This is a genomic window from Phenylobacterium sp. (assembly GCF_037189685.1).
In the GTDB taxonomy this organism is placed as follows: Bacteria; Pseudomonadota; Alphaproteobacteria; order Caulobacterales; family Caulobacteraceae; genus Phenylobacterium.
The window spans coordinates 1-18,768 of sequence record NZ_JBBCIT010000046.1; the positions used below are offsets into that span (position 1 = coordinate 1).

General features: G+C 72.5%; 17 protein-coding genes, 1 tRNA gene and 1 riboswitch. Of the genes, 9 read left to right on the forward strand and 9 right to left on the reverse strand.

Features of this window, described 5'->3' with window-relative positions; translation table 11 throughout:
• The 7 genes from WG212_RS21410 to WG212_RS21440 form a co-directional block, all read left to right on the forward strand.
• On the forward strand, positions 1 to 632 hold a 632-nt coding region (locus tag WG212_RS21410), incomplete at its 5' end, for a GTP-binding protein (RefSeq protein ID WP_337189147.1).
• Positions 632 to 4,321 (forward strand): cobaltochelatase subunit CobN, encoded by a 3,690-nt coding sequence (gene cobN / locus WG212_RS21415; RefSeq protein WP_337189148.1) that lies wholly within the window; start codon positions 632 to 634, stop codon positions 4,319 to 4,321. The genes WG212_RS21410 and cobN, both read left to right, overlap by 1 nt.
• A complete protein-coding gene (gene cobO, locus WG212_RS21420) occupies positions 4,318 to 4,947 on the forward strand; it encodes a cob(I)yrinic acid a,c-diamide adenosyltransferase (RefSeq protein ID WP_293374215.1) in 630 nt (209 codons plus the stop codon). The genes cobN and cobO overlap by 4 nt, the downstream gene beginning before the upstream one ends.
• A complete protein-coding gene (locus WG212_RS21425; protein WP_337189149.1) occupies positions 4,947 to 5,321 on the forward strand; it encodes a DUF1636 domain-containing protein in 375 nt (124 codons plus the stop codon). Before cobO ends, WG212_RS21425 begins: the two co-directional genes overlap by 1 nt.
• Before the next feature lie 100 nt (positions 5,322 to 5,421).
• Positions 5,422 to 6,435: a hypothetical protein gene (locus WG212_RS21430; protein WP_337189150.1), complete on the forward strand. Its 1,014-nt coding sequence runs from the start codon at positions 5,422 to 5,424 to the stop codon at positions 6,433 to 6,435.
• A 59-nt stretch (positions 6,436 to 6,494) separates the two neighbouring features.
• Positions 6,495 to 6,962: a MerR family transcriptional regulator gene (locus WG212_RS21435; RefSeq protein WP_337189151.1), complete on the forward strand. Its 468-nt coding sequence runs from the start codon at positions 6,495 to 6,497 to the stop codon at positions 6,960 to 6,962.
• Between the two features lie 13 nt (positions 6,963 to 6,975).
• Entirely contained in the window at positions 6,976 to 7,836 is an 861-nt protein-coding gene (locus WG212_RS21440; protein WP_337189152.1) for a hypothetical protein, read from the forward strand.
• Here WG212_RS21440 and WG212_RS21445 read toward each other — a convergent pair.
• The 5 genes from WG212_RS21445 to WG212_RS21465 form a co-directional block, all read right to left on the reverse strand.
• The gene (locus WG212_RS21445; protein WP_337189153.1) at positions 7,833 to 8,621 is read right to left on the reverse strand and encodes an ABC transporter ATP-binding protein; all 789 of its coding nucleotides are present in this window, start codon (positions 8,619 to 8,621) and stop codon (positions 7,833 to 7,835) included. The genes WG212_RS21440 and WG212_RS21445 overlap by 4 nt on opposite strands.
• Positions 8,618 to 9,613: an iron ABC transporter permease gene (locus tag WG212_RS21450; RefSeq protein ID WP_337189154.1), complete on the reverse strand. Its 996-nt coding sequence runs from the start codon at positions 9,611 to 9,613 to the stop codon at positions 8,618 to 8,620. Before WG212_RS21450 ends, WG212_RS21445 begins: the two co-directional genes overlap by 4 nt.
• Entirely contained in the window at positions 9,610 to 10,374 is a 765-nt protein-coding gene (locus WG212_RS21455) for an ABC transporter substrate-binding protein (protein WP_337189155.1), read from the reverse strand. Before WG212_RS21455 ends, WG212_RS21450 begins: the two co-directional genes overlap by 4 nt.
• 125 nt (positions 10,375 to 10,499) lie before the next feature.
• Positions 10,500 to 12,506 (reverse strand): TonB-dependent receptor, encoded by a 2,007-nt coding sequence (locus WG212_RS21460; protein WP_337189156.1) that lies wholly within the window; start codon positions 12,504 to 12,506, stop codon positions 10,500 to 10,502.
• 191 nt (positions 12,507 to 12,697) lie between these two features.
• Positions 12,698 to 12,912: riboswitch (cobalamin riboswitch) on the reverse strand.
• A 235-nt stretch (positions 12,913 to 13,147) separates the two neighbouring features.
• A tRNA-Lys gene (locus tag WG212_RS21465) sits at positions 13,148 to 13,222 on the reverse strand.
• Between the two features lie 130 nt (positions 13,223 to 13,352).
• On the opposite strand from WG212_RS21465, the gene WG212_RS21470 reads away from it, so the two are divergent.
• Positions 13,353 to 14,084, forward strand: coding sequence for a hypothetical protein (locus tag WG212_RS21470; protein ID WP_337189157.1), 732 nt, complete (start codon positions 13,353 to 13,355; stop codon positions 14,082 to 14,084).
• Here the strand turns inward: WG212_RS21470 and tgt are convergent.
• Positions 14,017 to 15,153: a tRNA guanosine(34) transglycosylase Tgt gene (gene tgt, locus WG212_RS21475; RefSeq protein WP_337189158.1), complete on the reverse strand. Its 1,137-nt coding sequence runs from the start codon at positions 15,151 to 15,153 to the stop codon at positions 14,017 to 14,019. The genes WG212_RS21470 and tgt overlap by 68 nt on opposite strands.
• On the reverse strand, positions 15,153 to 16,229 hold the full coding sequence (gene queA / locus WG212_RS21480) for a tRNA preQ1(34) S-adenosylmethionine ribosyltransferase-isomerase QueA (RefSeq protein WP_337189174.1): 1,077 nt from the start codon (positions 16,227 to 16,229) through the stop codon (positions 15,153 to 15,155). Before queA ends, tgt begins: the two co-directional genes overlap by 1 nt.
• Positions 16,230 to 16,284: 55 nt before the next feature.
• On the opposite strand from queA, the gene WG212_RS21485 reads away from it, so the two are divergent.
• Positions 16,285 to 17,313, forward strand: coding sequence for an endonuclease/exonuclease/phosphatase family protein (locus tag WG212_RS21485; protein WP_337189159.1), 1,029 nt, complete (start codon positions 16,285 to 16,287; stop codon positions 17,311 to 17,313).
• A gap of 9 nt (positions 17,314 to 17,322) precedes the next feature.
• On the opposite strand, the gene WG212_RS21490 is transcribed toward WG212_RS21485, so the two are convergent.
• Together WG212_RS21490 and WG212_RS21495 are read right to left on the reverse strand one after the other, a co-directional pair.
• The gene (locus WG212_RS21490) at positions 17,323 to 17,784 is read right to left on the reverse strand and encodes a peptidylprolyl isomerase (RefSeq protein WP_337189160.1); all 462 of its coding nucleotides are present in this window, start codon (positions 17,782 to 17,784) and stop codon (positions 17,323 to 17,325) included.
• Positions 17,784 to 18,659, reverse strand: coding sequence for a peptidylprolyl isomerase (locus WG212_RS21495; RefSeq protein WP_337189161.1), 876 nt, complete (start codon positions 18,657 to 18,659; stop codon positions 17,784 to 17,786). Before WG212_RS21495 ends, WG212_RS21490 begins: the two co-directional genes overlap by 1 nt.
• Between the last annotated feature and the right edge of the window lie 109 nt (positions 18,660 to 18,768).

Here is an 18,768-nt window from a genome sequence, read left to right on the forward strand (position 1 = left end):
CCCCCCGCGGCCGCTTCGCCGCCGACGAGGCCGCCGTCGCCGCCGCCCGCGCCGAGGACCCGACGCTCGACCATGAAACCCCGCTGGAGGAGCTTTTCGAGGAACAGATCGCCTGCGCGGACCTCGTGATCCTCAACAAGATGGACCTCGTGCCCGAGACCGGTCGCGCCGCCGTCGAGGCGGCCGTGCGCGAGCACCTGCGGCCCGGCGCCAAGGTGATCCACGCCACCCGCGGCGACGTGCCGCCGGCCGCCCTGCTGGGCCTGGGCGTGGCGGCCGAGGACGACCTCGACAGCCGCCCTTCGCATCACGACGGCATGGCCGAGGGCCACGACCACGACGACTTCGACAGCTTCGTCGTCGCCGGCGCGGAAGCCAGCTCGCCGGAGGCGCTCGCCGCAGCTCTCCTGCCCCTGATCGAGGCGCACGACATCCTGCGGCTGAAGGGCGTGGTGGCGGTGGCCGGCAAGCCCGCGCGCCTCGTCGTCCAGGCCGTCGGACCCCGCATCCAGACCTACTTCGACCGTCCCTGGCGCGAGGGCGAAGCCCGCGAATCCAGGCTCGTCGTCATCGGCGAGAAGGGCCTGGACCAGGCCGCCCTGACTCCGGGCCTGCGGGCTTCCCTGGGCTGATGCACCTTCTGGCGATCCAGCCGGGTGCGGTGCTCGACGGGACGGAGGCGGTGAACCTGGGCCAGATGCCCGGCGACATCGTCGTCCTCTCGGCCAACGACACCGACCTCGCGGCGCTCGCCGCGGCCGCCGCCCGGCGGCCGGCCGGCGCGCCGACGCTCCGGCTCGCCAGCCCGCTGGTCCTGCGCCATCCGCTGTCGGTGGACCTCTATGTCGACCGGGTGATCCGCGAGGCCCGGCTGGTGGTCGTGCGGCTGCTGGGTGGCCGCGGCTACTGGCCCTACGGTCTCGACGAGGTCGCCGCCGCCTGCCGATCCGCGGGCGTGGCGTTCGCCGCTCTCCTGGACGACGGCGACGACGCCGACTCGCGCCTGCTTTCCACCCTGCCCCCGGCGGCCCGGCGGCGGTTGACGGCCTATCTGCGCGAAGGCGGTCCCGACAACGCCGACGACTTCCTGCGCTACGCCCATGCCCTCATCGGCGGCCCGGCCGCGTGGTCCGAACCGCGTCCCTTGCTGCGCGCGGGACTCTACTGGCCTGGCCGGGAGACGCCGGGCCTCGACGACCTGCGGGCCGCCTGGACGCCGGGCGCGGCGGTGGCGGCATTGGTCTTCTACCGGGCCTACCTCGCCGCGGGCGCGACCGAGGCGATCGACGCAGCGGTCGCGGCGTTGCAGGATCGCGGGCTCAATCCCCTGCCCGTCTTCGTGGCCAGCCTGAAGGACGCCTTCGCCGCCGATGTCCTGGCGCGCGCCTTCGCCGAGGCGCCCCCGGACGTGGTGCTGAACACCACCGCCTTCGCCACGGGATCGCCCGGCGACGCCGGGGGCGGCGTGCTCGCCGCGTCCGACGCGCCCGTCCTGCAACTGGCCTTCGCCGGCGTCAGCCGGGAGGCCTGGGACGCCGACCCCCGGGGCCTGGGCGCCCGCGACCTCGCCATGAACGTCGCCCTGCCCGAGGTCGACGGCCGCCTCTTCGCCGGCGCCGTCGCCTTCAAGGCCGAGGCCGCGTTCGATGCGGACACCCAGTGCGCCATCGTCCGGCATGTGGCCGATCCCGATCAGCTCGCGTTCGCCTGCGACCTCGCCGCCGCCTGGACACGCCTGCGCCGTGCGCCGCCCGCGGAACGGCGGATCGCATTCGTGCTCGCCAACTACCCCACCCGCGACAGCCGGATCGGCAACGGCGTAGGCCTGGACGCCCCGGCCAGCGTCGCCGGCCTGCTCGCGACCCTGCGGGACGAAGGGTACGACGTCCGGGGCGCGCCAACCTCGGGCCGCGCGCTGATGCGGCGCCTGCTCGCCGAGCCCGCGTCCCGACGACCCTCTGAGCAGTTGCCCCTGGCCGAATACGAGGCGTTTCTTGCCCGCCTGCCCGCCGGGACCGTCCGGGCGGTGACCGAGCGCTGGGGCCCGCCGGAGGCCGACGCCGCCTTCGATCCCGACCTCGGGGCCTTCCGGATCGCCGCGCACCGCTTCGGCGGCGTGGTCGTCGGGGTCCAGCCCGGCAGGGGCTATGGCCTCGATCCCAAGGCGACCTACCATGACGCGACGCTGGTCCCGCCGCACGGCTATCTCGCCTTCTACGCCTGGCTCCGCCGGAGCTTCGGCGCGCACGCCGTGGTCCATGCCGGCAAGCACGGCACCCTGGAATGGCTTCCGGGCAAGGCGCTGGCCCTGTCGGGCGCCTGCTTTCCCCGGGCGATCCTGGGCGCGACGCCCCAGCTCTATCCGTTCATCGTCAACGATCCGGGCGAAGGCTCCCAGGCCAAGCGGCGCACCGCCGCGGCGATCGTGGGCCACCTGACCCCGCCCCTGACGCGCGCCGGAAGCTACGGCCCCCTGAAACAACTCGAGGAGCTGGTGGATGAATACTACGCCGCCTCGGGGCTCGACCCGCGACGGCTGGCGCCGCTGCGCCGGGAGATTCTGGCGCTGGCGGCCCGCGAAGGCCTGGACGTCGACTGCGGCCTCGACCCGTCCGACCCGGACGCCGCGCTCTCGACGCTGGACAACCACCTCTGCGAGCTGAAGGAACTCCAGATCAGGGACGGCCTGCACGTCTTCGGCCGCTCGCCCGAAGGCGGTCAGCGGACCGGCCTGCTTCTCGCCCTTCTCCGCGCGCCGCGTCGCCACGGCGAGGGCGGGGACGCCTCGCTGCTGCGCGCGCTGGCCGACGACCTCGCCCTGGGATTCGATCCCCTCGCCGCCGCCCTCGCGGACCCCTGGACCGGCCCGCGCCCGCCGGACCTCGCCCGCCTGTCCGGCGCTCCCTGGCGCACGACGGGCGACACCGTGGAACGCCTGGAAATGCTGGCCTGGCGGCTGGTGTCCGGGCGCCGGGGGGCCAGCGACGGCTGGTTCCGGACCCACGCCGTGCTCGCGGGCCTCGGCCGGGACCTGGCCCCGGCGGTGGACGCCTGCGGCGCGCACGAGCGCGCCGGCCTGCTCGCCGGGCTCGCAGGCCGCTTCATCGGGCCCGGCCCGTCGGGCGCGCCCACCCGCGGGCGCCCCGACGTCCTGCCCACCGGCCGGAATTTCTTCTCGGTGGACACCCGGGCCGTCCCCACGCCGACCGCCTGGCGGCTGGGCTGGGCCTCGGCCCAGATGCTGATGGAAGACCATCTCCAGCGGGCGGGCGAATATCCGCGGGCGATCGCGCTCTCGGCCTGGGGCACCGCCAACATGCGGACGGGGGGCGACGACATCGCCCAGGCGCTGGCCCTCATGGGCGTCCGGCCCGTCTGGGAGAACGCCACGGGCCGCGTGACCGGGTTCGAGGTCCTTCCCCTCGCCGCGCTCGGCCGGCCGCGCATCGATGTCACCGTGCGCATCTCGGGCCTCTTCCGGGACGCCTTCGTCGACCAGGTGGACCTGCTGGCCTCGGCGGCGCGGGCGATCCAGGACCTCGACGAGGACGCCGCCGACAATCCCGCCGCCGCCCGCTGGCGCGCCGAAGCCGTCAGCCTGGGCGACGCGGCCCGCGCGCGGGTGTTCGGCGCCGCGCCCGGCGGCTTCGGGACGGGCCTCCAGACCCTCATCGACGAAAGCCTCTGGCGGACGCGCGACGACCTGGCCGAAGCCTACGTCGCCTGGTCGGGCTACGCCTATGGCGCGGGTCAGGCGGGCGCCCCGGCAGGACCCGCCCTGCGCGCGCGCCTGGCGGCCACGGACGCCGTGGTCCAGAACCAGGACAACCGCGAACACGACCTGCTGGACAGCAACGACTACGCCCAGTTCGAGGGCGGGCTGGCGGTCGCGATCACCACGCTCCGGGGCGCGGCGCCGGTCAGTTATCACGTCGATCATTCGCGGCCGGAAAGGCCGGTCGCCCGCACCCTCGACGAGGAGATCGCCCGCGTGCTGCGCGGCCGCCTGGTCAATCCGAAGTGGATCGCCGGCGTCATGCGGCACGACTACCGCGGCGCGGCCGAGATCGCCGCCGGCGTGGACTACCTCTTCGCCTTCGCCGCGACGACCGGCGCCGTGCGGTCGCACCATTTCGATCTGGTTCACCGCGCCTTCGTCGAGGACGACGCCGTGCGCGCCTTCCTGGCCGACGCCAATCCCGGCGCGCTGCGTGACATCGCTCGGCGTTTGCGCGAAGCCATCCACCGCGGGTTCTGGACACCCCGCTCCAACAGCGCCGCCCCGGCGCTCGACTCCCTCATCCCTCCCGAGGCCGCATGACCAAGTCCCGAGACCGCGAGACCGAGGCCGAACGCAACGCCCGGCACAACGCGAAGATGAAGACCCTCCAGGCCGCGCGCTCGCGGATGATGGAGACCAAGACCGTCGAGCGCGGCCTCGTGATCGTCCACACCGGCCCCGGCAAGGGAAAGACCACCGCCGCCCTCGGCATGGCCTGCCGCATGATCGGTCACGGCATGAAGGTCTCGATCATCCAGTTCATCAAGGGCGCGATGGAGACCGGCGAAGCCGCCGTCTTCGCCGCCTTCCCCGACCTCGTGGAACTGCGGCCCATGGGCGAAGGCTTCACCTGGGACACCCAGGATCGCGCCCGCGACATCGAAAAGGCCAGAGCCGCCTGGGAGGCCGCCAAGGCGCGCATCCTCGATCCCGAATGGAAGATGGTGATCCTGGACGAGCTCAACATCGTCCTGCGCTACGAGTACCTGCCGCTGGACGAGGTGCTGGAGACCCTGCGCGCAAAGCCCGCGGACACCCACGTCGTCGTCACCGGCCGCAACGCCAGGCCCGAACTGATCGAGATCGCCGACCTCGTCACCGAGATGACCCAGGTGAAGCACCCCTTCCGCAGCGGCGTCAAGGCCCAGGCCGGGGTGGAATTCTGATGGCCGCCGAGATCGTCGTCTGCTCCACATGCAGGTTCGCCGAGGACCAGCGGGACGATCCCGCCGGCGTCAGCGGCGGCCAGCGGCTGTTCGAGGCGCTCGAGGCCGCGGCGCGCGATTCCCGCTTCGCCGAGCTGCGGGTTTCCCAGGTCGAATGCCTCTGGTCCTGCGCCCAGCACTGCAACATCCATCTCCGTGCGCCGGGCAAGTGCAGCTATGTCGCCGGACGCTTCTCGCCCGACGGCCGCGAGGCCGCCGACATCCTGGAGTTCGCCCTCGCCTACGCCGAGAGCGCGGACGGCGCCGTCCCCTACCGCCGGTGGCCACAGGGCGTGAGGGGCCACTTCATCACCCGCTCGCCGCCCGGCGGATAGGGCGCGCTGCAGCGGCCAGCCGCCGGTCGACGACGCCCGGCGCGTAGGTTCGAGATCCGCGACGGGGTCCGTCGCGCACACATCTGGGGAGACGGAAACGATGGGGACCTCGCTGATCGACCAGGCGCTGATCAACCAGGCGCTGGACGACGTGCGCCACGGCTGGAGCGTCGGGACCTTCGGCGCCATCGGCGAATTCATGCGCGACGCCGACGAGGCCGTCGAAGATCGCCGCGTCGGCGGGGCCCGTACGCTGGTCACGTCCCGCGCCGCCCTCCGGGTGACGCCGCGGGACGACGTCCGGGTCGTGGCCTACGACACCCTCGCCAGCGACGGCGAGACCTGGGGTCAGGCGGTGGCCTTCTGCCTGCCCGTTCCGCCGTGCATGGACCAGGGCGCGGTGCGCGCGCTGGGGCCCGACCACGACGCCATCCGCCCCGAGGACCGCAGCGCCACCCTCTTCGACCTGGGCGTCGGCCGGGGCCATGTGCGGTTCTGCGCGCGGACCCGGGATGCGGCGCTGATCGCCGCGCTCACGGACCTCGAGGGACAGTCCCTGTTCAGCGCCGCCGGCGCCGCCGCCATGACCACCGTCCTGGCCGCCCAGCCGCATCGGGTGGTGACCTCGCCGCTCGCCCGCGTCGAGGTCTATGCGCCCATTCCGCAGCCGGGCGGCAAGAGCCCGGACGGGCCGCACACCCACCTCCTGCCCAAGCTCATCGCCGCGGAACGCACCCACGCCGCCAACGCGCCGATCCCGGCCGGCCTGCAGCCGGTGCTGATGCTCCATCCCCGCTCGCCCTGGCGCGACGCCATGGGGCTGCGCACCAGCTTCGACCCCGGCCTCGACCAGGCGTTCGAGACGATCCTGCGCGACCACGCCCTGGCCGAGGACCGGCGGGTCCGCGCCGCCGTCGAGGCGGCGGTCGCGGCCGGCGAACCGCCCGAGGCCTTCGCCTGGCCCGACACGCGCCGGGGCCGCATCCAGGCGCGGATCACCCTGCGCCGCCTGGCCCGGAACCACGGCCGCAGGAGCGTGTCGGCCTGGCGGACGCTCTACGACCACGAGACCGCCGACGCCGAACCCGACGAGGAGACGGCCCTCCACGCCTGAGAGGCGCGCGGCCTGGAAAATAACAGTTGAGAATCTGACAGTAACTGTCATATTGAGCCATGGCCGGCTCGGGAACCTACACGGCTGAGACGCTCGCCTTCCGCGCGGGCGTGCCTCTGCGCACCGTGCGGTTCTATGTCCAGGAGAAGCTCATCGACCCGCCGCTGGGGCGAGGCCGGGGCGCGCATTTCACCGACCACCATCTGGCGCAGCTCCAGCAGGCCCGCACCCTGCAGAATGCGGGCTTCTCGCTGGGGGACATCCGCGAACGCCGCGGCGACCTGACGATCGGCCTGAGGGCGATGGAGCGGTACGACGCGATGCGCCGGCACTGGCGCGAACCGTCGGCCCCTCGCGATCCGGACGAGGGCGATCCCGACGACGGCGACCTCGACGTGGCCGATTGCTTCCGCATCCCGATGGCCGACGGCGTGGAGCTGCTCGTGGCGAACGACCGGCCGCTGCCGAGCCCGCGCCAGCTCGTCGAGATCGCCCTGCACATCCGCAAGGCCTTTGGCCAGGGCTAGGGGACACGCCGCCATGTTCGACCCGACCGAGCTCGCTGTCCTGCGCCGGGCCTATGCGCGGCAGGTGATGTTCCTCGGCGGAAGCGTGAACCCGGCCCTGGAGACCGCCTATGCCGAGGTGCGCCGGGAGGACTACCTCGGCCCCGGCCCATGGGAGATCCTGCGCTGGCCGGGCGGATACAGGACGACGCCCGACGCCGATCCGGCGTGGCTTTACGCGGACGTCCTGGTGGGGATCGTCGCCGCGCGGCAGCTCAACAATGGCCAGCCCTCCGCGCACGCGACCTGGATCGGCGCCGCCGCGCCGAAGCCGGGCGAGCATGTGGTCCATGTGGGGGCGGGCGTCGGGTACTATTCGGCGATCCTGGCGCACATGGCCGGCCCTCGCGGGTCGCTCACGGCGATCGAGTTCGACCCCGGCCTCGCCGCCCGCGCCGCCGCCAACCTCTGCTGCCTGCCAAGCGCCCGCGTCCTGCACGGCGACGGCGCGGCCATCGCGTTCGCCCCGGCCGACGTGATCTACGTCAACGCCGGCGCCTCGCGGCCCGCGCCGGCCTGGCTCGACGGGCTGCGGGACGGCGGGCGTCTGATCCTGCCGCTGACGACGGAGGCGAACTTCGCCGTCCCGGCGGGCGGCCCGACGGGAGCCGTGTTCCGGATCACCCGTCGCGGGGACGACTTCCAGGCGGATGTCATCGGCCCCATCGCCGTGTTCCCCTGCGAAGGGGCGAGGGACGAGGCCTCGGAGCGCGCCCTCGCCGCGGCCTTCGGGCGAGGCGGCTTCGAGCGCGTGAGGCGCCTGCGCCGCACCGACGCCGTGCGCGACGAGGACTGCTGGGTGAAGGCCCCGGGCTGGAGCCTGACCTATCACTAGCCGCCGGCGGCCGCTGGGCCGGTGTAGTCCACATAGACCTCCCGCCCCTCGCCCGAGACGCAGGCCTCCACGTCGAAGACGGCGCGGAGCAGGCTGGGCGTCAGGGTCTCGGCGGTCGGGCCGAACGACACCAGGGCGCCGTCCCGCAGGGCCATCAGGTGGGTGGCGTGGCGCGCGGCGAGGGTCATGTCGTGCAGGGTCGCCACGACCAGCTTGCCGCCTTCCGTCGCCAGGCGGCGCAGGCGGCCTGCGGTGTCCAGGGCGTGGCGGGGGTCGAGGCCCGAGGTCGGCTCGTCCACCAGCACCATCTCGGGGTCCCCGACCAGCGCCCGCGCCAGCATCGCGCGGGCCAGCTCGCCGCCGGAGAGCGTGGTCGCCGGCTGGAAGCGGTGCTCGGCGAGGTCGAACGCCTCGATCGCCCGGGTCAGGCGGGGCTCGAAGCCGCCCGGCAGCCCGCCGAAGGCCGGCAGTTGCGGGATCAGGCCCAGCGCCACCAGCCGCTCCACCGAGATCGGCCATTCCGCCCGCAGCGCCTGCGGCAGGTAGGCGCGCCGCCGGGCAAGGTCGCGGCGGTCGAGGCCCGCGAGGGGGACGCCGTCCAACGTGACCTCGCCGCCGTCGGGCTTCAGCAGGCCGGCCAGGCACGACAGCAGCGTGGACTTGCCCGCGCCGTTGGCGCCCACCAGGGCGACGAACATGCCCGAGGCCAGCGTGGCCGAGACGTCGCGCACGATGTCCCGCCCGCCGCGGCGGACCACGAGGCCGGCGGCGGTAAGACGGCTCACGGCGACACCCGCTTCAGGCGCAGGACCAGCCAGAAGAAGAACGGCGCCCCGATCAGGCTGGTGATCACCCCGAGCCGCACCTCGGAACTGGTCGGGATCACCCGCGTCCCGATGTCGGCGACCAGCAGCAGCGCCGCGCCGAACAGGGCCGAGGGCAGCAGCGTGCGGCTGGGATGGTAGCCCACGAAGGGGCGCACCAGGTGCGGTGCGACCAGGCCGATGAAGCCGATGGAGCCGACGGCCGAGGTGGCGGCGCCCGCGGCCAGGCCCACGCCGAGCAGGGCCAGGATGCGGGTCCGGCCCAGGTCGACGCCGAGGCTCTGCGCCTGGGCTTCGCCCAGGGCCAGCGCGTCGATGGCCCGGCCCAGGGTGGCCAGCAGGATCACCCCGGCCCCGATGAAGGGCGCCGACAGCAGGATGTGGTCCCAGCTTCGCTCGGACAGCGACCCCAGCATCCAGATGCTCATCTCGTAGGCCGCATAGGGGCTGGGCGCGAAGTTGAGCGCCAGGGCCAGGAAGGCGCCCATCAGGCCCGAGACCGCCGCGCCGGCCAGGATCAGCGCCAGCGTGCCGCCGCGGCCGAAGGCGAAGGTGATCGCCCCGGCGCCCACCGCCCCGATGAGGCCGAGCACCGGCGTCGCGAGCGGCGCGACCTTCGCCAGGCCGAAGTAGATCGAGACCACCGCCCCCAGCGCCGCGCCGCTGGAGACGCCGAGCAGGCCGGGCTCGGCCAGCGGATTGCGCAGCAGGCCCTGCAGGACCGCGCCCGACAGCCCCAGCGACGCGCCGACCAGGATGGCGAGGACCGCGCGGGGCAGGCGCAGCTCCAGCACGACCAGCTTCGCCAGGTTGAGGTCGGGGGACAGCACGCCCTGCACCAGCACCTCGGGCGCGACGTTGACCCGGCCCAGGAAGAGCGAGGCGGCCACGGCCAGCAGCAGCGCCACGAGGCTCACGACCACCATCGGCAGGCGGCGGGCGGGCGGCGTCACTTCAGCCTCCATGCGCGCGGCGGCAGCCCGTCCAGGGCGCGGCGCAGCTCGACCGCCGCCTCGGCCGACTGCGGCAGGCCGCAGGTGTAGCCGACCTCGTTGTAGGAGATCCGCCGGTCGCCGTAGTAGCGGCGCACCACACGGTGCTTGCCCTCGTCGCTGCGCAGCGACGGCTTGCCCGACCGCACACCGCCGAACAGCAGGGCGTCGGGATCGGCGGCCAGGAGCTGCTCGACGTCGAAGGTGGTGTAGTTCACGCCCGGCTGGGCGGCGATGTTCACCCCGCCCGCCGCCTCGATGATGGCGTTGGAGAGGGTGCCCTTCCCCGGCACCGAGGTTCCTCCGCTCCAGGCCACGACGCGCAGGCGCCGCGCGGGCGGCCGCGCCGCCAGGCCCGCGAGCTTGGCGTCCATGTCGCGGACCATCGCCTCGGCGCGGGCGGGCTCGCCCACCGCCGCGCCGACCTGCCGGACGATGCGGCGGATCCCCTCGAAGTCGTTGACGCTTTCCACCTCGAAGATGTGCGCGCCGACCCGCTTGGCGAGCCTCCGGGTCACCGGCGTCGAGAAGTCGCCGGCCAGGATCAGGTCGGGCCGGTAGCGCAGGATGTCCTCCGACGTGCCGTAGTTGATCGGCACGCCCGCGTCGGCGCCGGGGAGGACCGCCTCGACCGCGCCGTGGGCCAGGTAGGTCACGGCCGCGATGCGCGCCTTCGGGACGAGCTGCAGGAGCAGCAGGTCCGTGCACATGTTCATCGACATGATGCGCTGCGGCCTAGTCTCAGGAGAGGCCCCAGGGAAGGCCGCAGGAGAGGCCGCCGCGGCCAGGTGGGGAAAGAAGGCCGCGGCGGCGGCCATCGCTGCGAGGCGAAGGCCATGTCCCATGCTCAGAACTTCACACGGGCGCCGGCGTAGACGGCGCGCGGCTGGGTCGGGTAGCCGAAGACCTCGTAGTAGTGCTTGTCGGTCAGGTTCTCGACGCGGCCGAACACCTCGAAGCTCTCGGAGAGGTCGTAGCTGGCGTTCAGGTTCACCAGCGTGAACGACGGCAGCACCACCCGGCCCGCGTTCGCGCCGGTTCCCGGCCTCACGTTCGGCAGGGAGTCCGGGAACGGCGGGTTGATCCCCGAGAAGTTCGAGTCGAGCTGCTTGCCGTTGTAGCGGACCGTCAGGTTGAGCGTCGCGCGGCCGTCGAGGGGCTTCCACGTCACGCTCGCGCTGCCGATGTCGGGCGCGCGCCGGATCTCCTCCAGACCGTTCTCCTCGGCGTCGAGGTGGGTGTAGCTGCCGCTCACCGAGAGCGCGTCGGTGAGTGCGAGGGTCCCGAACAGCTCCACGCCCTTCTGGGTCGAGTCGAACGCCCGGTTGCAGGTCGTGGAGAACCCGACCGCAGGGATCGGGCAGTTCGCCCGCGCCAGCGCCGTGGCCGTGGCGCGCGAGGCCGAGAAGATCTCGTCCTCCAGCGTCTGGTCGAAATAGGTGGCCCCCAGGCTCACCCGTCCGTCCCGGAACCGCAGGTCGACGCCGGCCTCCCAGCCCTTGGCCTTTTCCGGCTTAAGGTTCGGGTTGCCCACGAACGGGAACGGCCCGGTGGCGTTGTAGCCGAACAGCTCGGTCTGGGACGGGTTCTTGATGCCCGTCCCGCCGGCGGCGCGCAGCCGGATCGCGTCGTTGAGGCGCAGGAAGCCCTGGACTCTCCACGTCGTCGCGTTCTCGAAGAAGTCGTTGTCGTCGCGGCGGACGGCCCCGCCCAGGCCCGCACGCTCGCCGATCTCCAGGTCGTACTGCCCGACGAGGCCCTTGTTCTTGATGGAGCGACGGGTCGTGTCGGCGCCCGACGCAGGCGGAGAGGTGTTCTGATAGGTCTCCTTCTCCCAGTCGAAGGCGCCCGTCAGGCGATGGACCAGTCCGCCGGCCTCGATCCGATAGGTCGTGGCATAGGAGGCCTTGGTCCGTACGCCCTCGTCCCCGCTCGACCGCGCGTTGCGGGCGTAGCCCTTGCGCACGGCGTCGACGCCCTGGATCGTCAGGCTGTGGCCCCAGGCCCCGTCCAGCAGGTCGAGGTCGGCGCCGCCGGCCCAGTAGAGGCTCCGGGCGTCGAAATAGCTCCCGGGGCTGTCCACCTGGCCCACTCCGAAGCTCGACGCATTGGTCTCGGCGTGGGTGTCGGTGTAGCGGACGACACCGCGCAGCTTCAGGTTCTCGGCGGCCTCATAGGCGGCCTTGGCCGAGAAGCTCTGCAACTCCGACCCCAGCTTCCGCGTCCCGCCCGGCAGGGTCTGGCCGACGTAGCCGTCCGTGCGATGGACGCCGGCGTTCACCACCAGGTCCAGCGGCCCGATCACCGCGGCGTAGCGCGCCGATCCGCTCAGGGTGTCCTGCGACCCGAACTCCACACGCATCCGCCCGCCGGGGGCCTCGGCGGCCGAGGGGGTGATGTAGTTCACGACCCCGGCGATCGCATCCGACCCGTAGAGCGCGCTCTGCGGCCCGCGCAGGATCTCGATCTTCGCCACGTCGTCGCCGAGCAGGGTCGCGAAGTCGAATTCGCCGAAGAACGGGTCCGACGCCTCGATCCCGTCGATCAGGGTCAACACGTGGTTGCCTTCCGTGCCGCGCACCCGGACCTGGGTCAGGCCGCCCACGGCTCCCGTCCGACTGACCGCGAAGCCGGGCACGTCGCGCAGGACGTCCGACACGATACGGACCTGCCGGTCCATCATCTGCTCCATCGAGATGACGGTCACGGACGAACCGATCTTGTCGGCGTCGAGTCCGCCGGTCGCCCGCGTTCCGGTCACGATCAGCTCGGTGACCGGCGTCTCCGCCGTCCAGGCCGGCGCAGCGGCCAGCAGCGCCACGGCGCTGACGCTCAGGAATAGTTTGTTGGCCATCTCTTTCGGGCCCCCTCTGTGCGGCGTCCAGAACGACACGCGGAGGACTCCCGGGACGCACGCGTCACGAGTCGACCGGCCGGCGGGCATGGACGCCTTGCAGACGCCGCCGGCAGGTCGAGGCGGCCTCCGCCGCTTCTTCGTCGTCGCTCAGACGGAGATCCGCGCCTCGGCAGTCCACTGCCCCGAGACATCGAGCGACACGCACCGGCCGGTTTCCTGGCTCGCGGGTCACAGCGTCGTCCGACACCTTCCCAGGCCGTTCCGGCCCAGTGGCTGGCGGGGTCTGGCCCCGCCGCGTCGTCCGCGCTCGCCGCTCACAGTTGCAGGGACAGCTGCAGATCGGAGGAAGCCCCCTACTGCATTCCCGATTAAGCCCGAAGGCTCCGGCGCGCTAAGTCACGGGGCCCGCCAGGGCGAGCCTCGTCACGGACCCTCCTTGTCCCGCTTTTGCCGCGTTGTCCATTCTCTCGACGCCGGCGCGCGCCGACGGTTCCCCAGCGGAAGGCCGAGCCTCGACGCCTCCACCATGGGTTGACAGGTCGCGGTTCTCGCCGGGACGCAGACGGCCAGCCGTCCGACGTTCACGTCCGCCGCGAGGGTGAAATCGCGGATTTCAACACAACCACAAAGGGTCAGGTTGGTAGGCCGGGTGAGGATCGAACTCACGACCATTCGATTAAAAGTCGAATGCTCTACCGCTGAGCTACCGGCCCGCGACGCAAGGGTCCGAATACAGGACGCCCGGGCGAAGCGGCGCGGAACCTAGAGGCGGATGACGCAAAGGGGAAGCCGGTTTCGCGCGTCCGCCCTTAACAGATCGCCGGCAAGGGGTATGGTGATCGCATGGCACGCGTCCTCGCTCACAAGCTCCTCGTCGCGGCGCTGATGGCCGCTGTGGCCCTGCCGGCGGCCGCTCAGGCGCAACCCGCACGCGGAAGCACGATGGCCCCGCCCGATCCGCCGTCGTCCGAGGCCGACCGGATGAAGACCTCCGACCAGGTGAAGAAGGGCAGCGTCGAGGGCGCCGTCACCACGCCCCTGCGCGACCTCAACGTCATGAAGGTGGATATCCCACCCATCCTGCTCCAGGCGCTGGACGATCCATACGAGCGGCCGCGCAACACGCGGTGCGCCACCCTGATCGCCCTCGTCCGTCCGCTGAACGACGTCCTGGGGCCGGACATCGACACCCTTCCCGAAGACGAAGACGGCCTGGGCTCCCGGGGGAAATCCACGGCCCTGGGCGTGGCCGGCGACCTCGCGGGCGGTGCGATCCCCTTCCGGGGCGTGGTCCGCAAGCTCACGGGCGCCGAGAGCCACGACCGCCTGGTGGCCGCCGCGATCATCGCCGGCCATACGCGCCGGGCCTATCTGAAAGGGCTGGGCGAGGCTCGCGGCTGCGGCCCGCCCGCCACGCCGACCCATGTGCGGACCGCTCACGTCCAGGCCGCGGCCAAGGCCCGCGCCGCCGGCCCTCAGCCGCCGCCGTCCTCGAAGAGCGGCGGGCTCACGCCTCGCTATCCGACCCGGGCCGAACCGGCTGCCGCGCCGCAAACGAACGCCGGAAGGCGCTGATCCGGCCTTCGGACACCGCCGACCTGAGCGCCGCCATCAAGGCCTGGAAGAACGCCAGATTGTGCCAGGACAGCAGCACCTGGCCGAGGATTTCGTCCGATTTCACAAGATGATGCAGGTAGGCCTTCGAGTAGTCGCGGCTGGCCGGCACGTCGCTGTCCGGGTCCAGCGGCGTCTCGTCCTCGGCGAACCGGGCGTTCTTCAGGTTGAGCGGCCCGTCCCACGTCCACGCCTGACCGTGCCGCCCCGACCGCGTGGGCAGGACACAGTCGAACATGTCCACGCCGCGATAGACCGCCTCCACGATGTCGATGGGCTTGCCCACTCCCATCAGGTAGCGCGGCCGCTCGGCCGGCAGCATGCCGGGGGCGAAGTCCAGGGCCTCGCACATCGCCTGGTGCCCCTCGCCCACCGCCAGCCCGCCGATCGCAGAGCCGTCGAAGCCGATCTCGATCAGGCGCTCGGCCGACTCGCCGCGCAGCGCGGGGTCCAGCCCGCCCTGCTGGATGGCGAACAGGTTCTGCGCATCGCGTTCGCCGAACGCATTTTTCGAACGTTGGCCCCATCGCGCCGAGAGCCGCATCGCCTCCGCCGCGCGCTCGGGCGTGGCCGGCAGGGCGACCAGTTCGTCGAGTTGCATGACGATGTCCGAGCCCAGGAGGTCGGCCTGGATCTGCATCGACCGCTCGGGCGACAGGACGTGCCGGCTGCCGTCCAGGTGGCTCTGGAAGGTGACGGCCTCCTCGGTGACCTTGGCGATCTTCGAAAGCGACATCACCTGGAAGCCGCCGGAATCGGTCAGGATCGGCCGGTCCCAGCGCATGAACCGGTGCAGCCCGCCCAGCCGCTTCACCCGCTCGGCCGTCGGCCTCAGCATCAGGTGGTAGGTGTTGCCCAGCAGGATGTCCGCGCCCGTGGCCGCCACCTGGTCGACCGTCAGCGCCTTCACGGTCGCCGCGGTCCCCACCGGCATGAAGGCGGGAGTGCGGATCTGGCCCCGGGGCGTCGAGAGCACGCCCGTGCGCGCCCGGCCGTCGGTCGCCTGGATCGTGAACGGGAACCCCGCCATCAGCCGGCCCTCCAGAGCAGGCTGGAGTCCCCATACGAATAGAAGCGATAGCCGGTCTCGATGGCGTGGGCGTAGGCGGCCCGCATCGTCTCCAGCCCGGCGAAGGCGCTCACCAGCATGAACAACGTCGATTTCGGGAGGTGGAAGTTGGTCATCAGGCCGTCGGCTGCGCGGAACCGGTAGCCGGGCGTGATGAAGATGGCCGTCTCGCCCGAGAAAGGCCGGATGCGTCCCGATTCATCCGCCGCGCTCTCCAGGAGGCGCAGCGAGGTGGTGCCGACGCAGACGATCCGCCCCCCCGCGTCGCGGGCCGCGTTCAGGCGCTCGGCGACGGCGGCGGGCGTCTCGCCCCATTCGGCGTGCATCCTGTGATCGGCCAGGTCCTCGGTCTTCACCGGCAGGAACGTGCCCGCCCCCACATGCAGCGTCACGCGCTCCAGGCCGACACCCCTGTCCTTCAGGCGCGCCAGCAGTTCGGGCGTGAAGTGCAGCCCCGCGGTCGGCGCGGCCACCGACCCGTCGGCCTCGGCGTAGACGGTCTGGTAGTCGGCCCGGTCGCGCTCGTCTTCGGGCCGTTTCGCGGCGATGTACGGCGGCAGGGGCATGACGCCCCGCTCGGCGATCGCGGCCATCAGGTCGGGGCCGGCGAGATCGAAGGCCAGGAAGACCTCGCCGCCGTCGCCCTTGCCCCTCACCGTGGCCTCCAGGGATCCCAACAGGCACGCGCGATCGCCCGGCTCGCCGAACACCACGCGGTCGCCCTCGGCCAGCCGCTTGCCGGGCCGCATGAAGGCCGTCCACGCGGCCGTTCCGGTCTGGCGGTGCAGGGTCGCCTCCACAGCCACCCGGCTTTCGCCCCGCAGGCGCACGCCCTTCAGCCGCGCCGGGATGACGCGGGTGTCGTTGACCACCAGCACGTCGCCGGGGCGCAGTTCGCCCGGCAGGTCGCGGACCGCCGCGTCGCGCAGTGGCCGGGCGGGCTCGACCACCAGCAGGCGCGCCGAATCCCGCGGATCGGCGGGGCGCAGCGCGATCCGGTCGTCGGGAAGGTGGAAATCGAAGTCGGCCAGCTTCATGAAGGGCGAGGTGAAGCGCATGCGGGACGGTCCGCGTCAAGCGCGGGGGGACGGATTGACGCCGAGGGCGAAGCTGGCGCAGGTCGTGGGTGGGATGCTCGCCGGGCTCGGTCTCGCCGCCGGCGTGGCCGCCGCCCTGGCCCAGGGCGGTCGGGCGAGCTGGGCGCTGGACGTCCTGGCGCATGCGGCGCCGCTCTACGCGCTGGCCGGGCTTGGAGGCGTGCTGGGAGGGCTGTGGCCGGGTCGACTGCGCAAGGCGGGCCGGCTGCGCAAGGCGGGGCTGGCCGGCGGCCTCGTGGCGCTGGCGGGCGCAGCCGCCCTCATGGCCCCCGAGTACCTGCGGCCTGCGCCGCCGTCCCTCGCGCCGTCCGCGCCCGTCGACTCCGCCGGCCGGCTGAAGATCATCCAGTTCAACGCCTTCAAGAAGAACGCCGACATCCGGGCGGTGGCCGACTGGCTGATCGCCGAAGACCCCGACATCGTCACGATCCAGGAGGCCCGCCACGACCTTCGCGACCTGCTGCTGGCCCGCACGACGTGGCAGGTGGCCGGGCGCAAGGAGCATGTGATGATCTTCAGCCGCGAGAAGCGGCTGGGCATGACGCGGCCGAAACCCACCGCCCGCGACCTGACCTTCATCAACGCCACCTACCCCGGCCCTGGCGGCCCCTACGAGGTGGTGACCGTCCATTTCGACTGGCCCAGCGCGCGCACCTACCCCGGCCAGCATGCCGATCTCGCCGAGGTGGTGGCCGCCCGCCCGCGCGACCGCATGATCCTGGCCGGCGACTTCAACACGACGCCCTGGTCCTTCGCGCTGCGCCGGGCCGACCGCACGCTTGGCCTGCGGCGGCTGGACCGCGCCGCGTGGTCGTTCCCGGCCCGGCTAGGCTCCCTGCCCTGGCCCGTGCAGGTCCTGCCCATCGACCATGTCTACGCCGGCCCCGGCTGGCGGCTGGTCGGCCTGCGGCGCGGCCCCAGCCTCGGGTCCGACCATCGGCCCCTGGTGGTGGAGCTGGCGCCCACGACCCCGCAACCCCTGCTTGCGCGGAGGCCGCATCAGGATGGCGCGGAACGACGCTGACGGCGCCGCCTACGCGTCGGCCGCCACCTTCATCGACACGATCTTGCCGGGCGCGCGGGGCGGCTCGCCCTTGGGCAGGGCGTCGATGGCCTCCATGCCCTCGGTCACCTCGCCCCAGACCGTGTACTGGCCGTCGAGGAAGGTGGCGTCGTCGAAGCAGATGAAGAACTGGCTGTTGGCCGAGTTCGGGTTCGCCGTCCGCGCCATCGAGCACACGCCGCGCACGTGCGGTTCGCGGCTGAATTCGGCCGGCAGGTTCGGCTTGTCCGACCCGCCCATGCCCGAGCCGGTCGGATCGCCGCCCTGGGCCATGAAGCCCGAGATGACGCGGTGGAAGACCACGCCGTCGTAGAAACCTTCGCGCGCCAGTTCCTTGATCCGGGCCACGTGCTGGGGCGCCAGGTCGGGCCGCAGCTTGATCGTGACGGCCCCGGTCTCGAGTTCCATCAGCAGGGTGTTTTCAGCGTCCATCACTTCACCTCGACAGGAATGTTGATATCGCAGGCCGAGAAGTTCGCCCCGCCGGCGGCGCGCGCCCGGGCGATCTCGGCCTTGAACCAGGGCCCGGCCGGATCGATCACCCGGACCTTCGGCCGCTCGGCTTCGGGAATGTCGGACAGAACCCGCACCCGCTCCATGCGGTCCTGCGGGTCGGCCACCGGCTCGCCGGTCTTGATGGCGTTGACCGCCGCCTGGCCCGAGATCACACGGCCCCACGCGCTGTAGCGACGCTCCAGGCGGGGAAAGTGCGCCCGCATCAGGAAGAACTGGCTGTTGGCGGAATTCTCGGCCTCCCCGCGCGCGGCGCCCGCGACGCCTGGACAGTAGAGGGCATGGCCCGAGACCTTCCCGTCGCGGGTCATGGGGGCCAGCATCATCGACTGGGTGGTCACGGGAACCGACTTGATGAAGCCCACCTCGGCCACGCTCTGGTCGGCGGCCAGGACGAACGGGGTCTCCGGTCCTCGCCGGAACTGGAACTCGGCCGGCAGGTCGGGCTTGTCCGAGCTGCCCGTCCCGCGATTCTCGGGATCGCCGGTCTGGGCCATGAAGTCGTCGATCACCCGGAAGAAGGTCAGGCCGTCGAAGAACTTCGCCCGGGCCAGTTCGCGCATGCGCGCGGCGTAGAGCGGCGCCGTCTCGGGAACCAGTTCGACGATGATCCGCCCCTTGTTGGTGTCGATCACCAGGAGGTCGTCGGGGCTCGGCGTGCGCCAGTCGGCGGCGGTGGGCGCCGGCATGGCGGAGGCCTGGGCCGCCGGAGTCTGGGCCTGGCCCTGAGCCTGGGCGGACGCGGCGGCCAGGGCTGCGAACCCCGCGGCGGCCAGGACGGTTCGGATAAGCATGGCGCCTCTCGTAGCCGCCCGACGCCAGAAGCGCCAGAGCGCGTCAGTCCTGGAGCCGCGCCGCGGCGCCTCTCGAACTTGAAGAACCGTGGAAGACGCTGAAACACGC

Excerpts from the sequence above, each read along its gene's own strand:
- cobN (WP_337189148.1), top strand. The coding sequence starts at position 632 with ATGCACCTTCTGGCGATCCAGCCGGGTGCGGTGCTCGACGGGACGGAG.
- cobO (WP_293374215.1), top strand. The coding sequence starts at position 4,318 with ATGACCAAGTCCCGAGACCGCGAGACCGAGGCCGAACGCAACGCCCGG.
- WG212_RS21425 (WP_337189149.1), top strand. The coding sequence starts at position 4,947 with ATGGCCGCCGAGATCGTCGTCTGCTCCACATGCAGGTTCGCCGAGGAC.
- WG212_RS21430 (WP_337189150.1), top strand. The coding sequence starts at position 5,422 with ATGGGGACCTCGCTGATCGACCAGGCGCTGATCAACCAGGCGCTGGAC.
- WG212_RS21435 (WP_337189151.1), top strand. The coding sequence starts at position 6,495 with ATGGCCGGCTCGGGAACCTACACGGCTGAGACGCTCGCCTTCCGCGCG.
- WG212_RS21440 (WP_337189152.1), top strand. The coding sequence starts at position 6,976 with ATGTTCGACCCGACCGAGCTCGCTGTCCTGCGCCGGGCCTATGCGCGG.
- WG212_RS21455 (WP_337189155.1), bottom strand. The coding sequence starts at position 10,374 with ATGTCGATGAACATGTGCACGGACCTGCTGCTCCTGCAGCTCGTCCCG.
- WG212_RS21460 (WP_337189156.1), bottom strand. The coding sequence starts at position 12,506 with ATGGCCAACAAACTATTCCTGAGCGTCAGCGCCGTGGCGCTGCTGGCC.
- WG212_RS21470 (WP_337189157.1), top strand. The coding sequence starts at position 13,353 with ATGGCACGCGTCCTCGCTCACAAGCTCCTCGTCGCGGCGCTGATGGCC.
- tgt (WP_337189158.1), bottom strand. The coding sequence starts at position 15,153 with ATGGCGGGGTTCCCGTTCACGATCCAGGCGACCGACGGCCGGGCGCGC.
- queA (WP_337189174.1), bottom strand. The coding sequence starts at position 16,229 with ATGAAGCTGGCCGACTTCGATTTCCACCTTCCCGACGACCGGATCGCG.
- WG212_RS21490 (WP_337189160.1), bottom strand. The coding sequence starts at position 17,784 with ATGGACGCTGAAAACACCCTGCTGATGGAACTCGAGACCGGGGCCGTC.
- WG212_RS21495 (WP_337189161.1), bottom strand. The coding sequence starts at position 18,659 with ATGCTTATCCGAACCGTCCTGGCCGCCGCGGGGTTCGCAGCCCTGGCC.